This is a genomic window from Pseudomonas sp. FP2294 (assembly GCF_030687625.1).
Lineage (GTDB): Bacteria > Pseudomonadota > Gammaproteobacteria > Pseudomonadales > Pseudomonadaceae > Aquipseudomonas > Aquipseudomonas shahriarae.
This window is the reverse complement of the sequence record NZ_CP117441.1, coordinates 4,015,233-4,031,956: the sequence shown is the minus strand read 5'-3', so window position 1 is coordinate 4,031,956 and position 16,724 is coordinate 4,015,233. Positions and strand designations below refer to the sequence as shown.

Annotated in this window: 11 protein-coding genes; 5 read left to right on the top strand and 6 right to left on the bottom strand. The window is 61.7% G+C overall.

Annotation, left to right across the window (positions count from 1 at the left end; all coding sequences use genetic code 11):
* Positions 1–88: 88 nt before the first annotated feature.
* Positions 89–568 (bottom strand): SOS-induced cell division inhibitor SulA, encoded by a 480-nt coding sequence (sulA, locus tag PSH73_RS17960; RefSeq protein WP_057438523.1) that lies wholly within the window; start codon positions 566–568, stop codon positions 89–91.
* A 10-nt stretch (positions 569–578) separates the two neighbouring features.
* Complete coding sequence (lexA, locus tag PSH73_RS17955) at positions 579–1,187, bottom strand: transcriptional repressor LexA (protein WP_029300096.1); 609 nt, start codon at positions 1,185–1,187, stop codon at positions 579–581.
* 263 nt (positions 1,188–1,450) lie between these two features.
* On the opposite strand from lexA, the gene PSH73_RS17950 reads away from it, so the two are divergent.
* Both PSH73_RS17950 and nagZ read left to right on the top strand, forming a co-directional pair.
* A complete protein-coding gene (locus PSH73_RS17950) occupies positions 1,451–2,158 on the top strand; it encodes a TetR/AcrR family transcriptional regulator (protein ID WP_057438524.1) in 708 nt (235 codons plus the stop codon).
* 140 nt (positions 2,159–2,298) lie between these two features.
* Positions 2,299–3,309 (top strand): beta-N-acetylhexosaminidase, encoded by a 1,011-nt coding sequence (gene nagZ, locus PSH73_RS17945; RefSeq protein ID WP_198817791.1) that lies wholly within the window; start codon positions 2,299–2,301, stop codon positions 3,307–3,309.
* A 532-nt stretch (positions 3,310–3,841) separates the two neighbouring features.
* Here nagZ and PSH73_RS17940 read toward each other — a convergent pair.
* From PSH73_RS17940 to mfd, 3 genes are read right to left on the bottom strand one after another with little or no spacing between them, the layout of a single operon-like run.
* A complete protein-coding gene (locus tag PSH73_RS17940; protein ID WP_169960504.1) occupies positions 3,842–6,535 on the bottom strand; it encodes a DEAD/DEAH box helicase in 2,694 nt (897 codons plus the stop codon).
* A 9-nt stretch (positions 6,536–6,544) separates the two neighbouring features.
* The gene (locus PSH73_RS17935; RefSeq protein ID WP_057438527.1) at positions 6,545–7,114 is read right to left on the bottom strand and encodes a CsiV family protein; all 570 of its coding nucleotides are present in this window, start codon (positions 7,112–7,114) and stop codon (positions 6,545–6,547) included.
* A 10-nt stretch (positions 7,115–7,124) separates the two neighbouring features.
* Positions 7,125–10,574, bottom strand: a complete 3,450-nt coding sequence (mfd, locus tag PSH73_RS17930) for a transcription-repair coupling factor (protein ID WP_057960297.1) — start codon at positions 10,572–10,574, stop codon at positions 7,125–7,127.
* A gap of 338 nt (positions 10,575–10,912) precedes the next feature.
* On the opposite strand from mfd, the gene PSH73_RS17925 reads away from it, so the two are divergent.
* A complete protein-coding gene (locus PSH73_RS17925) occupies positions 10,913–12,376 on the top strand; it encodes a glyceraldehyde-3-phosphate dehydrogenase (protein ID WP_057960296.1) in 1,464 nt (487 codons plus the stop codon).
* Between the two features lie 180 nt (positions 12,377–12,556).
* Here the strand turns inward: PSH73_RS17925 and PSH73_RS17920 are convergent, their stop codons facing one another.
* A complete protein-coding gene (locus PSH73_RS17920) occupies positions 12,557–13,855 on the bottom strand; it encodes an MFS transporter (protein WP_057960295.1) in 1,299 nt (432 codons plus the stop codon).
* 263 nt (positions 13,856–14,118) lie between these two features.
* On the opposite strand from PSH73_RS17920, the gene PSH73_RS17915 reads away from it, so the two are divergent.
* Both PSH73_RS17915 and sthA read left to right on the top strand, forming a co-directional pair.
* Positions 14,119–15,132: an FAD:protein FMN transferase gene (locus PSH73_RS17915; RefSeq protein WP_186625594.1), complete on the top strand. Its 1,014-nt coding sequence runs from the start codon at positions 14,119–14,121 to the stop codon at positions 15,130–15,132.
* A 190-nt stretch (positions 15,133–15,322) separates the two neighbouring features.
* On the top strand, positions 15,323–16,717 hold the full coding sequence (sthA, locus tag PSH73_RS17910) for a Si-specific NAD(P)(+) transhydrogenase (RefSeq protein WP_057438530.1): 1,395 nt from the start codon (positions 15,323–15,325) through the stop codon (positions 16,715–16,717).
* The last annotated feature ends 7 nt before the right edge of the window (positions 16,718–16,724 follow it).

Below are 16,724 nucleotides of genomic sequence, written 5' to 3'. Positions count from 1 at the left end.
GCGTCCATCGCAGGCACTGACCTGACGTCAGGCTGCAATCGGACGACCTGTGCCACTCCCGAGAACGCGTTGCGCGCCAGTCTCGGGTTTATCCCAATCGAATATTCAAACTTTGTGCATCGCCTGTGCGCGCTGCGCTGATCAACTGCTGCTTGGCCGAAGCGCCCAGCGGGTTCAGCCAGCTGACGACGGTGTGGCTACGCCCCAGGCGCAATGCCTCGCAGGTCAGTTGCTGGGCGCTCTGGGCACCGCGTGGTTGCAGCAGCAGGATGCGCTCGCGGTTCAGGCCTGCATCCCGCAGCCAGGCTTGGGTCAGGCTGGAGGGTGGGGCGATCAGGGTCAGCCAGCGGGCGTCCTGTTCCTCGCTCAGTTCACGCAGGATCGGCGCCAGCAAGCTCAGGCAGTTCCCGGCAGCGCCGCGCAACGACAATTCACTGAAGACCTCCGGTTCGGCGGGGGCGGTCCATGGGGACTCCACCGCCTCGCTGAGGATAGGTGCAAGTGGCTGGGCCAGAAAGGCCTCAAACAGCGGCAGTTGTGTATGTTGTTGCGCGTGTGGGAACTGCATGATGCCTCCGTTAGCGGCGAATTACGCCGACACTCAAGCCTTCGATCACCAGGTCCTGATCCTTCAGGTTGACTTCAATCGGCGAAAACTCAGGGTTTTCTGCCAGCAGCCAGACTTTGCTGCCTTCGCGCTTGAAGCGCTTGACCGTTACTTCATCGCCAATGCGGGCCACGACGATCTGGCCGTTACGCGCTTCGCGGGTGGTGTGCACGGCCAGCAGGTCGCCGTCGAAGATGCCCACGTCCTTCATGCTCATGCCATGGACCCGCAACAGATAGTCGGCGCGAGGATGGAAGAAGGTCGGGTTGATGTTGCAGGACTCTTCGACGTGCTGTTGTGCCAGAATCGGCGCACCGGCAGCGACCCGGCCGATGATCGGCAGTGTCGATTCGTCAGCCTTGGCTTCGAAGCCAGGGATACGAATACCGCGGGACGCACCCGGGGTCATTTCGATCGCACCCTTGCGGGCAAGGGCCTTCAGGTGTTCTTCGGCAGCATTGGGGGATTTGAACCCCAGCTCCAGGGCGATTTCTGCCCGGGTCGGCGGATAGCCGTTGTCGTCGAGGCAGCGCTTGATAAAAGCGAGAATCTCAGCTTGGCGTGGCGTCAGTTTTAGCATGTTGATCGCTCTGTCTTTTTATACAGTGACTGGGATTATATACAGTGAACTGCGCTTGGCAATCATCGTTTTTGCCGACTCCGCCGGACGGTCATCCGTCGGGCCCTGCAAAGCCTGGAGACAGCGCTGCCTACAGGCGATGGAAGATGTGATTAAATAGGTGCGAATCGGGTGACTGACCGGCCGGAAAACGGACCTGCAGGCTTGACATTGCACAAGGTGAAACGTATGTTTCAAACAAGTGTTTGTCAGGCGGAGTAGCCATGGCCCAGTCGGAAACCGTTGAACGCATTCTCGATGCTGCCGAGCAGTTGTTCGCGGAAAAAGGATTTGCTGAAACTTCATTGCGGCTTATCACCAGCAAGGCCGGGGTCAACCTGGCAGCAGTGAACTATCATTTCGGCTCGAAAAAAGCCCTGATTCAGGCGGTCTTCTCGCGCTTCCTGGGGCCATTCTGCATCAGCCTCGACCGTGAGCTGGAGCGGCGCCAGGCCAAGCCTGAGAATAAGCCGAGCCTGGAAGACCTGCTGGAAATCCTCGTCGAGCAAGCCCTGGTGGTACAGCCGCGCAGCGGCAACGACCTGTCGATCTTCATGCGCCTGCTGGGCCTGGCGTTCAGTCAGAGCCAGGGCCATTTGCGACGTTACCTCGAAGATATGTACGGCAAAGTATTCCGTCGCTACATGTTGCTGGTGAACGAGGCGGCCCCGCGTATTCCCCCTATCGAATTGTTCTGGCGCGTGCACTTCATGCTCGGTGCTGCTGCGTTCAGCATGTCCGGGATCAAAGCCTTGCGCGCCATCGCCGAGACCGATTTCGGCGTCAACACCTCCATCGAGCAGGTGATGCGCCTGATGGTGCCGTTCCTGGCCGCTGGCATGCGCGCGGAAAGCGGCGTCACCGACCCGGCCATGGCCGCCGCTCAACTGCGCCCGCGCAGCAAGTCCGTCCCGGTGGCGGCCAAGGTTTAGCCACTGGCGTCTGGGCGCAACCGCTTGCATCCGCTAAGCTAGCCGCCCATGCCGATTTCAACTATTTATCCGCACTCCACCGCCTTGCCTGGCTTGACCTGGCGAGGCGGTGAAGTGCGCGCGTCATTCAAGGAAAATTTATGACTGCTGCCCTGCAAGGCTCTTTGATGGTGGACGTCGCCGGCACCTGGCTGACGGCTGAAGATCGCCACTTGTTGCGCCAGCCTGAAGTGGGCGGCCTGATCATTTTTGCGCGCAACATCGAGCATCCGCGCCAGGTGCGGGAATTGAGCGCCGCCATTCGCGCAGTGCGCCCGGACCTGTTGCTGGCTGTGGATCAGGAAGGCGGTCGGGTCCAGCGCCTGCGCCAGGGATTTGTACGCCTGCCGGCCATGCGGGCGTTGGCGGACAATGCCAATGCCGAATACCTGGCCGAGCAGTGCGGTTGGGTCATGGCCACGGAAGTACTGGCCGTCGGCCTGGACCTGAGCTTCGCCCCCGTGCTGGACCTCGACTACCAGCGCAGCGCCGTTGTAGGCACGCGCTCGTTCGAAGGTGATCCCGAGCGTGCCGCGTTGCTGGCCGGCGCCTTTATCCGGGGCATGAACAGCGCTGGCATGGCCGCCACCGGCAAGCACTTCCCGGGTCATGGCTGGGCCGAGGCAGATTCCCACGTCGCCATTCCCGTTGATGAGCGCAGCCTGGAACAACTGCGCACCCATGACCTGGTGCCGTTCGCGCGCCTGAGCAAGCAATTGGCCGCGGTCATGCCGGCCCACGTTATTTACCCTCAGGTGGATAACCAGCCGGCCGGCTTCTCGCGTCGCTGGTTGCAGGACATCCTGCGCGGCGAATTGCAGTTCGAAGGGGTGATTTTCAGTGATGACCTGTCCATGGCCGGTGCCCACGTGGTGGGGGATGCGGCGAGCCGGATCGAGGCTGCTTTAAGTGCTGGCTGCGACATGGGCCTGGTGTGCAATGACCGCGCAGCGGCCGAACTGGCCCTGAGTGCCGCCCAGCGCATGAAGGTCACGCCATCGGCACGTATTGCCCGTATGCGTGGGCAGGCGATTGCGTCGACTGACTATAAGCAGGATCCGCGTTGGTTGGCGGCGCTTGGCGCGCTTCGGGATGCACAGTTGATCGAATGAGATTGAGGTACGCCCATCGCAGGCAAGCCAGCTCCCACATTTGATTTGTGGCGGTAGCAAAAATCTCTGCCCCAGTGAGCCCCCCCCTGTGGGAGCGGGCTTGCCCGCGATGGCGGCAGCCCAGTCACTCTTTCTGGCGGCTGACCCACCGCTATCGCAGGCAAGCCAGCTCCCACATTTGATTTGTGGCGGTACCAAAAATCTCTGCCCCAGTGAGCCCCCCCTGTGGGAGCGGGCTTGCCCGCGATGGCGGCAGCCCAGTCACTCTTTCTGGCGGCTGACCCACCGCGATCGCAGGCAAGCCAGCTCCCACATTTGATTTGTGGCGGTACCAAAAATCTCTGCCCCAGTGAGATCCCCTGTGGGAGTGGGCTTGCCCGCGATCGCGGTAACCCAGTCACTCTTTCTGGCGGCTGACCCACCGCTATCGCAGGCAAGCCAGCTCCCACATTTGATTTGTGGTGGTACCAAAAATCTCTGCCCCAGTGAGCCCCCTGTGGGAGCGGGCGTGCCCGCGATAGCTATCTAGCTATCAACGCTTCTCTAGCTTTTGGGGTAACGGCGCAAACAGCGCCTCGATATCCTCGTTGCCCAGCTTCCAGTCGCCCGTGGTGCGGCCATCCAGCACCCCCGCTGCCAGGTCTGACTTTTCTTGCTGCAGCGCCTGGATCTTCTCTTCCACGGTGCCCCGGGCAATCATCTTGTACACAAACACTGGCTTTTCCTGGCCGATGCGATACGCACGGTCAGTCGCCTGGTTTTCCGTGGCCGGGTTCCACCAGGGGTCGTAGTGGATCACGGTATCGGCCTCGGTCAGGTTAAGCCCCACGCCGCCCGCCTTGAGGCTGATCAGGAAGATCTGCAGCTTGCCACTCTGGAAGTCCTTGACCGGCGTGCGCCGGTCGCGGGTCTGGCCGGTCAGCAAGGCGTAGGCGACCCCGCGTTTTTTCAGCTCGAGCTCAATCAGGCTGAGCATCGAGGTGAACTGCGAGAACAGCAGGATCCTGCGCCCTTCGGCAAACAGTTCCTCGAGCATCTCCATCAGGCTGTCGAGCTTGCCGGAACTGCTGCCGCGTGCGGGCAGGGTGGCGTCGTTTACCAGGCGCAGATCGCAACAGACCTGGCGCAGCTTGAGCAGCGCTTCCAGAATGATGATCTGGCTGCGGGCCACGCCCTTGCGGGTGATCTCGTCGCGCACCTTCTTGTCCATGGCCAGGCGCATGGTTTCGTACACATCGCGCTGGGCTTCATTGAGATCGACCCAGTGAATGATCTCGGTCTTGGGCGGCAATTCAGTAGCCACCTGTTCCTTGGTACGGCGCAGCAGGAACGGCTTGATCCGACCGTTGAGGTGTTGCAATCGCACGTCGCTGCCGCGTTTTTCGATGGGCACGCGGTAGTCACGGTTGAAGCTTTTTACATCGCCCAACCAACCCGGCAGCAGGAAGTGGAACAGCGACCACAGCTCGCCCAGGTGGTTTTCCAGGGGCGTGCCGCTCAGGCACAGGCGCTGGCGTGCATTCAGCTCGCGGGCGGCCTGGGCGGCCTTGCTGGTGGGGTTCTTGATGTACTGGGCTTCGTCGAGGATCAGCACATGCAGTGGCTGCACGGCCAGTTGTTCGATGTCTTTGGGCAGCAGGGCGTAGGTGGTCAGCAGCAGGTCGTAATCCTGCAACTGGGCGAAGTGTTTCTTGCGCCCGGCACCGTACAGCGCCAGCACCTTGAGCTGCGGGGTGAAGTGCGCCGCTTCGTCGAGCCAGTTGGGGATCAGGCTGGTAGGCATCACCACCATGCACGGCCGGTCCAGGCGCCCGGCGATTTTTTCGCTGAGAATATGCGCCAGGGTCTGCAGGGTTTTGCCCAGGCCCATGTCATCCGCGAGAATCCCGCCCACTTCCAGTTGGCGCAGGGACTGCATCCAGCTCAGGCCTTCGAGCTGGTAGGGGCGCAACGTGGCGTTGAGGCCCTCGGGGGCGGCGCAGGTGAAGTCCTTGATGTCGCGCAGGCGCTGGGCAAAGTTGCGGATCTGCTCGCCACCTTCCCATTGCAGCGGCAGGTCTTCCAGCGGGTTGAGGCGAATCGCGTCGGCCTTGGCCAGGCGCAAGGCGGTGGTGCCAGGCTCCTGCAGGTAGAACTCACCGAGGGTCGCCAGCACCGGTTTGAGCCGGCCGTAGGGCAGGGCGACTTGCAGCGGGCCGTGGCCACCGTTGGGCAGGCCGGGGATGTTCACCAGGATCAGTTCGTCGTCGCGGCGGCGCGCGAGCTTTTCCGGGTTGAGGATTTCGGTGTGGGAGCGCATCAGGTTCAGCAGGATCGGCAGCAGGCTCAGCCGTTCGCCATTGACGATAATCCCCAACTCCAGGTCGAACCAGTCGCGCTCCGGCACTTCATCGACGCTGGCGTACCAGTCCTCGACCGGGCTCAGGTCGAAGCCGAAATCCTCGTCGATCTGCAGTTCCCAGCCGGCAGCCCGCAGGCTTGGGGAGGCGTTGAGGGTGAAGTTCAGCCAGGCGCTGTCATTGACCATCTCAAACAGCTCGCCGGCGCTTTCCGGCAGGGCCTTGCTCTGGCGGGTGGCGATCTTGAAGCCCAGCAGGCGCAGGTGCTCGCGAAAGCCTTGCTCCACCTCGGGATGGCGCTTGATCCGCAGGCTCTGGGTTTCCTGGCGGACAATGATGTCGGCGTTTTTCTGGCCGCTGACATAGTTGCCCTGGTAATTGAATGACAGCGCCGCCCGGTGCTGGATATAGCGCTGCATCTTGCCGTTGCGTGGCTCAAAGGCGCTGAACTCGATGCTGGCCAGCCACAGCCGGGGAATCGGCTGCACATCCTCGAGCACCACTTGCGGCAGGACCACGCGGTTATCCAGCACGGCCTGCAGTTTCTCCAGCAGCTCGGCATCCTTGGCCGCCGCCGGGTAGGCCAGGGTTTCCTGGACCTGCAGCAGCACGGCCGCGATGTGTTTGCAATTGGTGTGCACGGGGCAGGTGCAACGGCTGTCCACCAGGATCAGGGTGCCTTTGGCCGATTCGCGCAGGGAGATGGTCTGGCGATACACATTGCCGCCCGAGCCTTCGCAACTGGCGATGATGGTGCTGTCGCCGGACTCGACAATCCTTACGCGGTTTTCCAGGGCGTAGCGCCGGCCGCGCTCCAGGCTTTGTTCCTTGAAGCGGTTGGCCCAGGACGGAGCCAGGGGTTTGGTCAGCGACGACGTCAGGGGCATGGCGCTGGATCAGTCCGCCAGGCCGGGCGGCGGCGCGCTCGGTGGCTTGGCGGTAAGGGAGGTGATCTTGATCAGCAGGGCCAGGTGGCCGGCGTCCAGGTAATTGAGCTGGTTGTTCTTGGTGCGCACGTCCGGCTGGCTCAAGTGTTCGCTGGCAATCACGCTGCCGTTGTTGTCGAACTGGTTGAGCCAGAAGCTGGCGTCAATACGGGTAAAACGCCCCAATTGCAGGTCCAGTGTGCCCTGGATGGGGTATTGGCCAAACTGTTCCTGGCCGTCGGTGATTTTCACCTTCACCGGCTGCTCGCCCAGGTTCTGCTCCCAGGCTTTGTGCAGCAGCACGGTGTAGTCGCCATTGGCCTGGAGTTTCTCGACGATATTGTTCAGGCGCGGCGGGCTGATTTTCTCGATCCCTTGGCGTGGCGCCCCGGCGGCCCAGTCTTCCGGGGCTGGCCGGCTATTGATCAGCGGCTCTGCATTCTGGCGGATCAGGATCATTTCCACCTGGTAGAGGCTGTCGGCAAACGCCGAAGGTGCGACTACCACCAACAACAGGCTCAGGATACGAAGCAGGCGCATGGGGCGTCCTTCAAGCAGGTTTCGGGATGAGGCGCTCAAACAGCGCCTCCAATGTATTAAAGCGCTCTTCTGCACGTTCCATCGGCACCATGAACTTGAACAGCGTAGCGCCTTCGAATTTGTAGCGGTTGGGCTGGCCCTGGATCAACTTGATCAGTACCAGCGGGTCTACCGGCGTCTGCGCTTCGAACTCGATACGCCCGCCCTGCGGCCCGGCGTCGACCTTCTTGATCCCCAGTTGCTCGGCCTGCAATTTGAGCAGGGTCAGGCGCACCAGGTTCTTGGTCGGCTCCGGCAACAGGCCGAAGCGGTCGATCATCTCCACTTGCAGGTCCTTGAGACCTTCTTCGTCAGTGGCCGAGGCGATGCGCTTGTACAGGATCAGGCGTGCATGCACATCCGGCAGGTAGTCCTCGGGAATCAATGCTGGCAGACGCAGGTTGATTTCCGGCCCGCCGCCCAGGGGCTGGTCGAGGTTCGGTTGTTCGCCTTTGCGGATGGCCTTCACCGCGCGCTCCAGCATCTCCATGTAGAGGGTAAAGCCCACGGCCTGGATCTGCCCGCTCTGGCCGTCGCCCAGCAGTTCGCCGGCGCCACGGATTTCCAGGTCGTTGGTGGCCAGCACAAAGCCCGCACCCAGGTCCTGGGTGTTGGCGATGGCTTCCAGGCGCTTTTCCGCATCGCCGGTAATTTGCTGGCGCGGTGGCGTCAGCAGGTAGGCGTAGGCCTGGTGGTGACTGCGGCCGACCCGGCCACGCAACTGGTGCAGCTGCGCCAGGCCGAACTTGTCGGCGCGCTCGATGATAATGGTGTTGGCGCTCGGCACGTCGATGCCGGTCTCGATAATGGTCGAGGCGATCAGCACGTTGAAGCGCTTGTGGTAGAAGTCGCTCATCACCTGTTCGAGTTCGCGTTCGCGCATCTGCCCGTGGCCGATGCCGATCCGCGCTTCCGGCACCAGTTCGGCGAGGTCGGCGGCGCATTTCTCGATGGTTTTCACATCGTTGTGCAGGTAGTAGACCTGGCCGCCGCGCAGCAACTCGCGCAGCAGGGCTTCCTTGATCGTGCTGTTGTTCTGCTCCATGACAAAGGTGCGCACCGACAGGCGTCGTGCCGGCGGCGTGGCGATGATCGACAGGTCGCGCATGCCCGACACCGCCATGTTCAGCGTGCGCGGGATCGGTGTGGCGGTCAGGGTCAGGATATCGACCTCGCTGCGCAGGGCCTTGAGCTGCTCCTTCTGGCGTACGCCAAAGCGGTGCTCTTCGTCGATGATCACCAGGCCCAGGTTCTTGATCTTCACATCGTCCGACAGCAGCTTGTGCGTACCGATCACGATGTCGATCTTGCCTTCGGCCAGGTCGGCCACGGCTGCGTTGACTTCCTTGGCGGACTTGAAGCGGCTCATCACCTCCACGGTCACCGGCCAATCGGCAAAGCGGTCGCGGAAGCTGTTGTAGTGCTGCTGGGCGAGCAGGGTGGTCGGCACCAGGATTGCCACCTGGCGGCCGCCATGCACCGCGATAAACGCGGCGCGCATCGCCACTTCGGTCTTGCCAAAGCCCACGTCACCGCAGACCAGGCGGTCCATGGGCTTGGGCGCGAGCATATCGGCGCGCACGGCGTCGATGGTGGTTTGCTGGTCCGGGGTTTCTTCGAAGGCGAAGCCTGCGCTGAACGTGGCGTAGTCGGCCTTCGGGTCGGCGAACGCATAGCCTTCGCGGGCCGCGCGGCGAGCATAGATGTCCAGCAGTTCGGCGGCTACGTCGCGCACCTGCTCGGCGGCCTTGCGCTTGGCCTTCTGCCAGGTCTCGGAACCCAGGCGGTGCAACGGCGCCAGGGCGTCGTCGCTGCCGGTGTAGCGCGCGATCAGGTGCAGGTTGGCCACCGGCACATAGAGCTTGGCGCCCTCGGCGTATTCCATGGTGAGGAATTCGGCGGCCTGGTTGTCGATCTCCAGGGTCTGCAGGCCCAGGTAGCGCCCCACGCCGTGGTCGATATGCACCACCGGCGCGCCTTCGCGCAGTTCGGTGAGGTTCTTGATCACCGCGTCGTTGTTGGCGTCGGCACGTTTTTCCCGGCGTCGGCGCTGCATCACGCGTTGGCCGAACAGCGGGCTCTCGGCAATCAGCGCCAGGGCCGGATCATCCAGTTGCAGGCCTTCGTTCAGCGGCGCAATGGTGATCGCCAGGCGGTCCTTGCCGGCGACAAAGTCCGGCCAGCTGTCGACGGTTTTTGGTCGCAGCTTCAGACGTTCCAGCAACTCCAGCAGCACTTCGCGGCGCCCGGCGGATTCGGCGGTAAACAGCACGCGGCCGGGGAAATCGCCGAGGAAGTCGGACAACGCTTGCAGCGGCTGGCTGGCCTTGGCCTCGATGGCCAGGTTGGGCAGGGTTTGGGCCGGGAAGCGTTCGCGGCCGACGCCAGCTTCCACATCCTGTTGGCTGGCGACCACCCGTGGCCAGTTCTTCAGGCGGGCGAAGCAGTCCTCTACCGGCAGGAACAGCTCGGCAGGCGGCAATAAAGGCCGGGATGGATCGACGCGGCGTTCTTCATAACGGTTGCGTACGTCGTTCCAGAAGTTTTCCGCCGCCTGTTCGATGCCCGGCAGCGAGAACACCTGAGTGTCCTGGGGCAGGTAATCGAACAGGGTCGAGGTTTCGTCGAAGAACAGCGGCAGGTAGTACTCGATACCGGCGGGGGTAATCCCGCTGCTCAAGTCCTGGAAGATCGGGCAACGACGGAAGTCCACGTCAAAGCGTTCGCGAAAGCGCGCCTTGAAGCGTGTGACGGCGTCTTTTTGCAGGGGGAATTCCCTGGCCGGCAGCAGCTTGATCGACTGTACTTTGTCGATGGAGCGTTGGTTTTCCGGGTCGAAAGTGCGCAGGGTCTCGATTTCGTCGTCGAACAGGTCGATGCGGTAGGGCAGTTTGCTGCCCATCGGGAACAGGTCGATCAACGCGCCACGCACGGCGAACTCGCCATGCTCGTACACCGTATCGACGCAGCGGTAGCCGCTGGCTTCCAAGCGCGTGCGCATCTGTTCCACGTCGAGTTTCTGGCCGATATCCAGCACCAGGCTGCTGCCCAGCAGGAACTTGGTCGGCGCCAGGCGGTGCAGGGCCGTGGTGATCGGCACCACCAGTACGCCGTGGGCCAGTTCCGGCAAGCGGTACAGGCTGGCGATGCGCTGGGAGATGATGTCCTGGTGCGGCGAGAACAAGTCGTAGGGCAGGGTTTCCCAGTCCGGGAAATGCAGCACCGGCAAATCGGGGGCAAAGAAACTCAGCTCCTGCTCCAACCGTTCGGCGCTTTGGCTGTCGGCAGTCAATAGCAGGGTAAAGCGCTTGGCTGCACTGGCAGCCTCGGCAATGGCCAGGCTCAGGGCGGCACCGGGCAGATTGCCCCAATGCTGTTTACCTGCCTCGGCAGGGAGTAGCGGTAGACGCAGGACGGGCACGGACGTTTGAGCTCCAGCGTTGCGACAAAGTCGGTAATTGTAACGGCCCGGAGTGCCGCCTGTCAGTTGCTGACTGTGCCTATTACGGTTTGTAGGAAATGTAGTGGCTAAGACAAACAATGCGCGGTTTTGACTCAAAATGTAGTGCCAAAATGCATGTATGTTTCGGAGGGTTACGGACAAGTGGCCCGAGGCTTTCACCAGGGGGTGCGCTGGAAGCCGCGTATTTACTGGCCTGTAGCGCGGCGAAAATTATGTGCAAGGGCTTTTGTTGCGTGGCGCGCATTGCTCCGGGGGCGGTCGGGCGGCATAATGTAGCCCCTTTTTTCAGCCCCTACATGTGGAAGGTTCCCGTGACTCAGAAGCCCGACCAGTGTCTTGGTGAATGGATCGACCGTGAAGCACTCGCAGAAGCGATGATCCCGCTTATCGGTCAGCTGTACCGCAATAACAATGTGGTGAGCTCGATCTATGGCCGCAGCCTGATCAACCAATCAGTCATCGCGATTCTCAAGGCTCATCGCTTTGCTCGCCATCGTTCTTCGGACGATAGCGAACTCTCCGTCCACGAAACATTCCCTCTGCTTAAAGCCATGAGCGAGCTCAAGCTCGGCGCGGCTTCGGTGGACCTGGGCAAGTTGGCGTTCAAATTCCGCGCTCAAGGCAATGGCCGCAGCGCCGAGCAGTTCGTGCGTGAAGAACTGGCCGACGTGGTTGGCCAGCAAAACGCCGCATCCCGTAAAGGCACCGACGTGGTGTTGTACGGCTTCGGTCGTATCGGCCGTCTGCTGGCACGCATCCTGATCGAAAAAACCGGCGGTGGCGACGGCCTGCGCCTGCGGGCCATTGTCGTGCGCAAAGGCGCCGAAAATGACCTGACCAAGCGCGCCAGCCTCTTGCGCCGCGACTCGGTACACGGTTCGTTCAATGGCACCATCACCGTTGACGAAGAAAACAACACCATCACCGCCAACGGTAACCTGATCCAGGTGATCTACGCGAAGAACCCGACCGAGGTGGATTACACCCAGTACGGCATCCAGAACGCCTTGCTGGTGGACAACACCGGCGTATGGCGTGATGCCGACGGCCTGGGCCAGCACCTGGCCTGCCCGGGTATCGACCGCGTTGTGCTGACGGCGCCTGGCAAGGGCAAGCTGAAGAACATCGTTCACGGCATCAACCACAACGAAATCACCGCTGACGACAAGATCGTGTCCGCCGCTTCCTGCACCACCAACGCCATCGTGCCGGTGCTCAAGGCTGTGAATGACAAGTTCGGCATCATCAACGGTCACGTCGAAACCGTTCACTCGTACACCAACGACCAGAACCTGATCGACAACTTCCACAAGGGCGATCGCCGTGGCCGTAGTGCCGCGCTGAACATGGTGATCACCGAGACCGGTGCTGCCACCGCTGCTGCCAAGGCCCTGCCTGAGCTGGCCGGCAAGCTGACCGGTAACGCGATCCGTGTACCCACGCCGAACGTGTCGATGGCCATTCTCAACCTCAACCTTGAGAAAGCCGCCACCCGTGAAGAGATGAACGAGTACCTGCGCTACATGGCGCTGCACTCCGATCTGCATAAGCAAATCGACTTCGTCAATTCCCAGGAAGTGGTGTCCACCGACTTCGTTGGCTCGCGCCACGCCGGTGTGGTCGATGCTGAAGCGACCATCACCCAGGATAACCGCGTTGTACTGTACGTCTGGTACGACAACGAGTTCGGTTACAGCTGTCAGGTGGTGCGCGTGATGGAAGACATGGCTGGGGTCAACCCGCCAGCGTTTCCGCGCTAAGCGTTAGCGGTAAATGAAAAAGCCCCGACTGGTTCGGGGCTTTTTTGTGGCTGGGGGGGGGGTTGTGTTGGGTGTGAAGGCCTCATCGCGGGCAAGCCCGCTCCCACAGTTTGATTTGCGAATACATTCAAATGTGTGGGCGGGCTTGTCGGGCCGCCGCATCGCCGCGATAGCGATCTATCAGGCCCCACCGACTACCGAAGCCTGCGCAGTGCGCAGTTCGTGCCGATTCCCCTTGAACAGCACCAGGGTCGCCACCAGCCCCAGCACCGCCGCCCCACTGAGCCAGATCCCCGGCGCAGCCTTGTTATCCAGTACATGGATCAGGTAGGTACAGGCGGCCGGGGTAAAGCCGCCAAAGGTTGCGGTCGCCAGGCTGTAGGCCAATGAAAAGCCTGTGGTGCGTACTTCCACTGGCATGATTTCGGTCAGCGCGACGACCATGGCGCCGTTGTACGAGCCATACAGGAACGACAGCCATAACTCGACGAGCAGCAGGTGGCTGAAGCTCGGATTGGCCACCAGCCATGACAGGGCCGGGTATGCCGTGAGGATTGCCAGAATAGTCGCCCCCAGCAGCAAGGGTTTGCGACCCACCTTGTCAGATACCGCGCCCATCACGGGTAGCCAAAAGAAGTTCGACAGCCCGATGCACACGGTGACCAGCAACGCATCCAGGTCCGACAGGTGCAGCTCGGCCTTGCCGAAGGTCGGTGTGTAGGCGGTGATCAGGTAGAACGACACGGTCGTCATCACCACCAGCGCCATGCCTGCCAGGACGATGCCGAAATTCTGGCCGATGGAGCGGATGATTTCCTGCAGGGTAGGGCGATGTTTACGTGCCTGGAATTCCGGGGTTTCCTCCAGGGAGCGGCGAATCACGAAGATCACCGGCACGATCAGGCAGCCGATCAGGAACGGCACGCGCCAGCCCCATTCACCCATTTCCTCGGGGCTCAGCCAGTGGTTCAGGCCCACGCCCAGCAGGCCGGCGAAGACCACGGCGGCTTGTTGGCTGGCGGACTGCCAACTGACGAAGAAACCTTTACGTCCCGGCGTGGCGATCTCCGCCAGGTACACCGAGACCCCGCCCAGTTCGACACCTGCGGAGAAGCCTTGCAGCAATCGACCAAACAGCACGATCAGCGGCGCGGCCACCCCGAGGGTGGCGTAGCCGGGCACGCAGGCGATCAGCACGGTACCGGCGGCCATCATGGCCAGGGTGATCACCAGGCCTTTTTTACGGCCATGGCGGTCGATGTAGGCACCGAGGAAAATTGCCCCCAACGGACGCATCAGGAACCCGGCACCGAAGGTCGCCAGGGACAACATCAGGGACGCGAAGGCGCTGTCGGCAGGGAAGAAGGTCTTGGCAATGGCCGTGGCGTAGAAGCCGTAGACCATGAAGTCGAACATTTCGAGAAAGTTACCGCTGACAACGCGAAAGATCGCCTTGCCTTTGCCCGTGGTGTTGGACATGTCATTTACTCAACTGGCTATCTTGTTGGAAATCCCTGGTCGTCGTTCTTCCTTGCTGCAAGGTCTGGGCGCTGGCTGGCGCCCAAGAGTTTTGTAACCATATGTGTATCCGTGTGGGCGAGCAACAAAAACCGTTAGCAAGCTGGCTATTTGTCATGAAACAACCCGCGTCAGGCGACGACATGCCGCATAATGGCCAGCCCCGGAAATGTGCTTGAGTGCGGCTTCATTGGGTTTTCAGCAGCGATAAGGTTGTGTGGCTTATGGGCGGTTTGCGATGCGCGATGGTGGGCGCTGTGTTGGCGATCTTGACGGGCTGCGGCGGCGATGAGCCCCTGGAGGCGTTTGGCGGCCCGACCATGGGCAGCACTTATTCAATCAAATATGTCCGTACCCCCGGTACGCCGGCGGCCAATGATGTGCAGCCGCAGGTCGAGCGCATCCTTGCCGAGGTCGACCGACAGCTGTCGACCTATCGCAGCGATTCCGATATCGAGCGCTTCAATGACTTGCCGGCCAACCGCTGCCAGCCGATGCCCGAGTCGATCCTGCAGTTGGTACGCACGGGCGAGCAGCTGTCCCAGGCCAGTGGCGGCGCTTTTGACCTGACCGTCGAGCCACTGCTCAACCTGTGGGGCTTCGGACCCCAGGCGCGGCAGGTAAAAGTCCCGGATCCCATGACGCTGGCCTTGGCGCGCCAGCGCGTCGGTCATCAGCACTTGCGCATCGACGGTCACCAGCTGTGCAAGGACGCGGCGGTGCAAGTGGACTTCAACAGCATCGCCGCCGGCTACACGGTGGACCGGATCGCCGAGCGGCTAGGGCAGTTGGGCATTCAGCGGTATCTGGTCGAAGTGACTGGCGAGCTCAAGGCTGCCGGGCGCAAACCCGATGGCACGCCCTGGCGTGTGGCCCTGGAGGAGCCCCGCGATGACCAGCAGGTGGCTGAGCGCGTGATCGTGGTGGACGGCTTCGGCGTGTCTACTTCAGGTGACTATCGCAATTATTTCCAGCAGGATGGTCGCCGCTATTCCCACACCCTCGATGCCCGTAGCGGGGCGCCGATCACCCATCACCTGGCGTCGGTCACGGTACTGGAGCCTTCGGCGCTTATGGCGGACGGCTTGTCGACCTTGCTCCTGGTACTGGGGCCCGACGAGGGCTGGGACTATGCAGAAAAACAGCGGATCGCGGCATTTTTTGTGATGCGTGAGGGGGATGCTTTCGTCACACGCAGCAACAAAGCGTTCGAACAACTGACGGCGGTCAAGCCGTAATCAATACTGTGTAGTAAAGGCAAAACTGGCCTACGACGCGACCAAGGGTTAATGTGCGCGGCGTTGAGCCTTATATAGACTGTGCCCCGGCTCACACACCTGAGCCTATTTGATCCTTCATGACCGCTGGCCGCGGCATGATTTAGCCAGGCGCCCAACCGTGCGTCCTGGCCTGTTCTGAGGAGTACGCATGGCTGTCTACAACTACGACGTGGTGGTACTGGGTTCCGGCCCAGCTGGAGAAGGTGCGGCGATGAACGCCGCCAAAGCAGGACGCAAGGTGGCGATGGTCGATAGCCGTCGTCAGGTCGGCGGTAACTGCACCCACCTGGGCACCATCCCGTCCAAGGCCTTGCGTCACTCGGTGCGCCAGATCATGCAGTTCAACACCAACCCGATGTTCCGGGCCATTGGTGAGCCGCGCTGGTTCTCGTTCCCGGATGTACTGAAAAGCGCCGAGAAAGTCATTTCCAAACAAGTCGCCTCGCGTACCGGCTACTACGCCCGTAACCGCGTCGACCTGTTCTTCGGCACCGGCAGCTTCGCCGACGAGCAAACCGTCGAAGTGGTCTGCGCCAATGGCGTGGTCGAGAAGCTGGTGGCCAAGCACATCATCATCGCCACCGGTTCGCGTCCGTATCGCCCGGCCGATATCGACTTCCACCACCCGCGTATCTACGATAGCGACACGATCCTCAGCCTGGGCCACACCCCGCGCAAACTGATCATATACGGCGCCGGCGTGATCGGCTGTGAATACGCCTCGATCTTCAGCGGCCTGGGTGTGCTGGTGGAGCTGGTGGACAACCGTGACCAGTTGCTGAGCTTCCTCGACTCGGAAATTTCCCAGGCGTTGAGCTATCACTTCAGCAACAACAACATCACCGTGCGCCACAACGAGGAATACGACCGCGTTGAAGGCCTGGACAACGGTGTGATCCTGCACCTCAAGTCCGGCAAGAAGATCAAGGCCGATGCCTTGCTCTGGTGCAACGGCCGTACGGGCAACACCGACAAGCTGGGCATGGAAAACATCGGGGTCAAGGTCAACAGCCGTGGCCAGATCGAGGTGGATGAGAACTACCGCACCTGCGTCACCAATATCTATGGTGCCGGCGATGTGATCGGCTGGCCGAGCCTGGCCAGTGCCGCCCACGACCAAGGGCGTTCGGCGGCTGGCAGCATTGTCGACAATGGCAGCTGGCGCTACGTCAACGATGTGCCGACCGGGATCTACACCATTCCCGAGATCAGCTCCATCGGCAAGAACGAGCACGAGCTGACCAAGGCCAAGGTGCCTTACGAAGTGGGCAAGGCGTTCTTCAAGAGCATGGCGCGTGCGCAGATCGCCGGCGAGCCGCAAGGCATGCTGAAGATCCTGTTCCACCGCGAGACCCTGGAAGTGCTCGGCGTGCATTGCTTCGGCTACCAGGCCTCGGAGATCGTGCACATCGGCCAGGCGATCATGAGCCAGCCGGGTGATCTCAATACCCTTAAGTATTTTGTGAACACCACGTTCAACTACCCGACCATGGCTGAAGCCTATCGGGTAGCGGCCTACGACGGCCTCAACCGGCTTTTTTGAGCGGCTC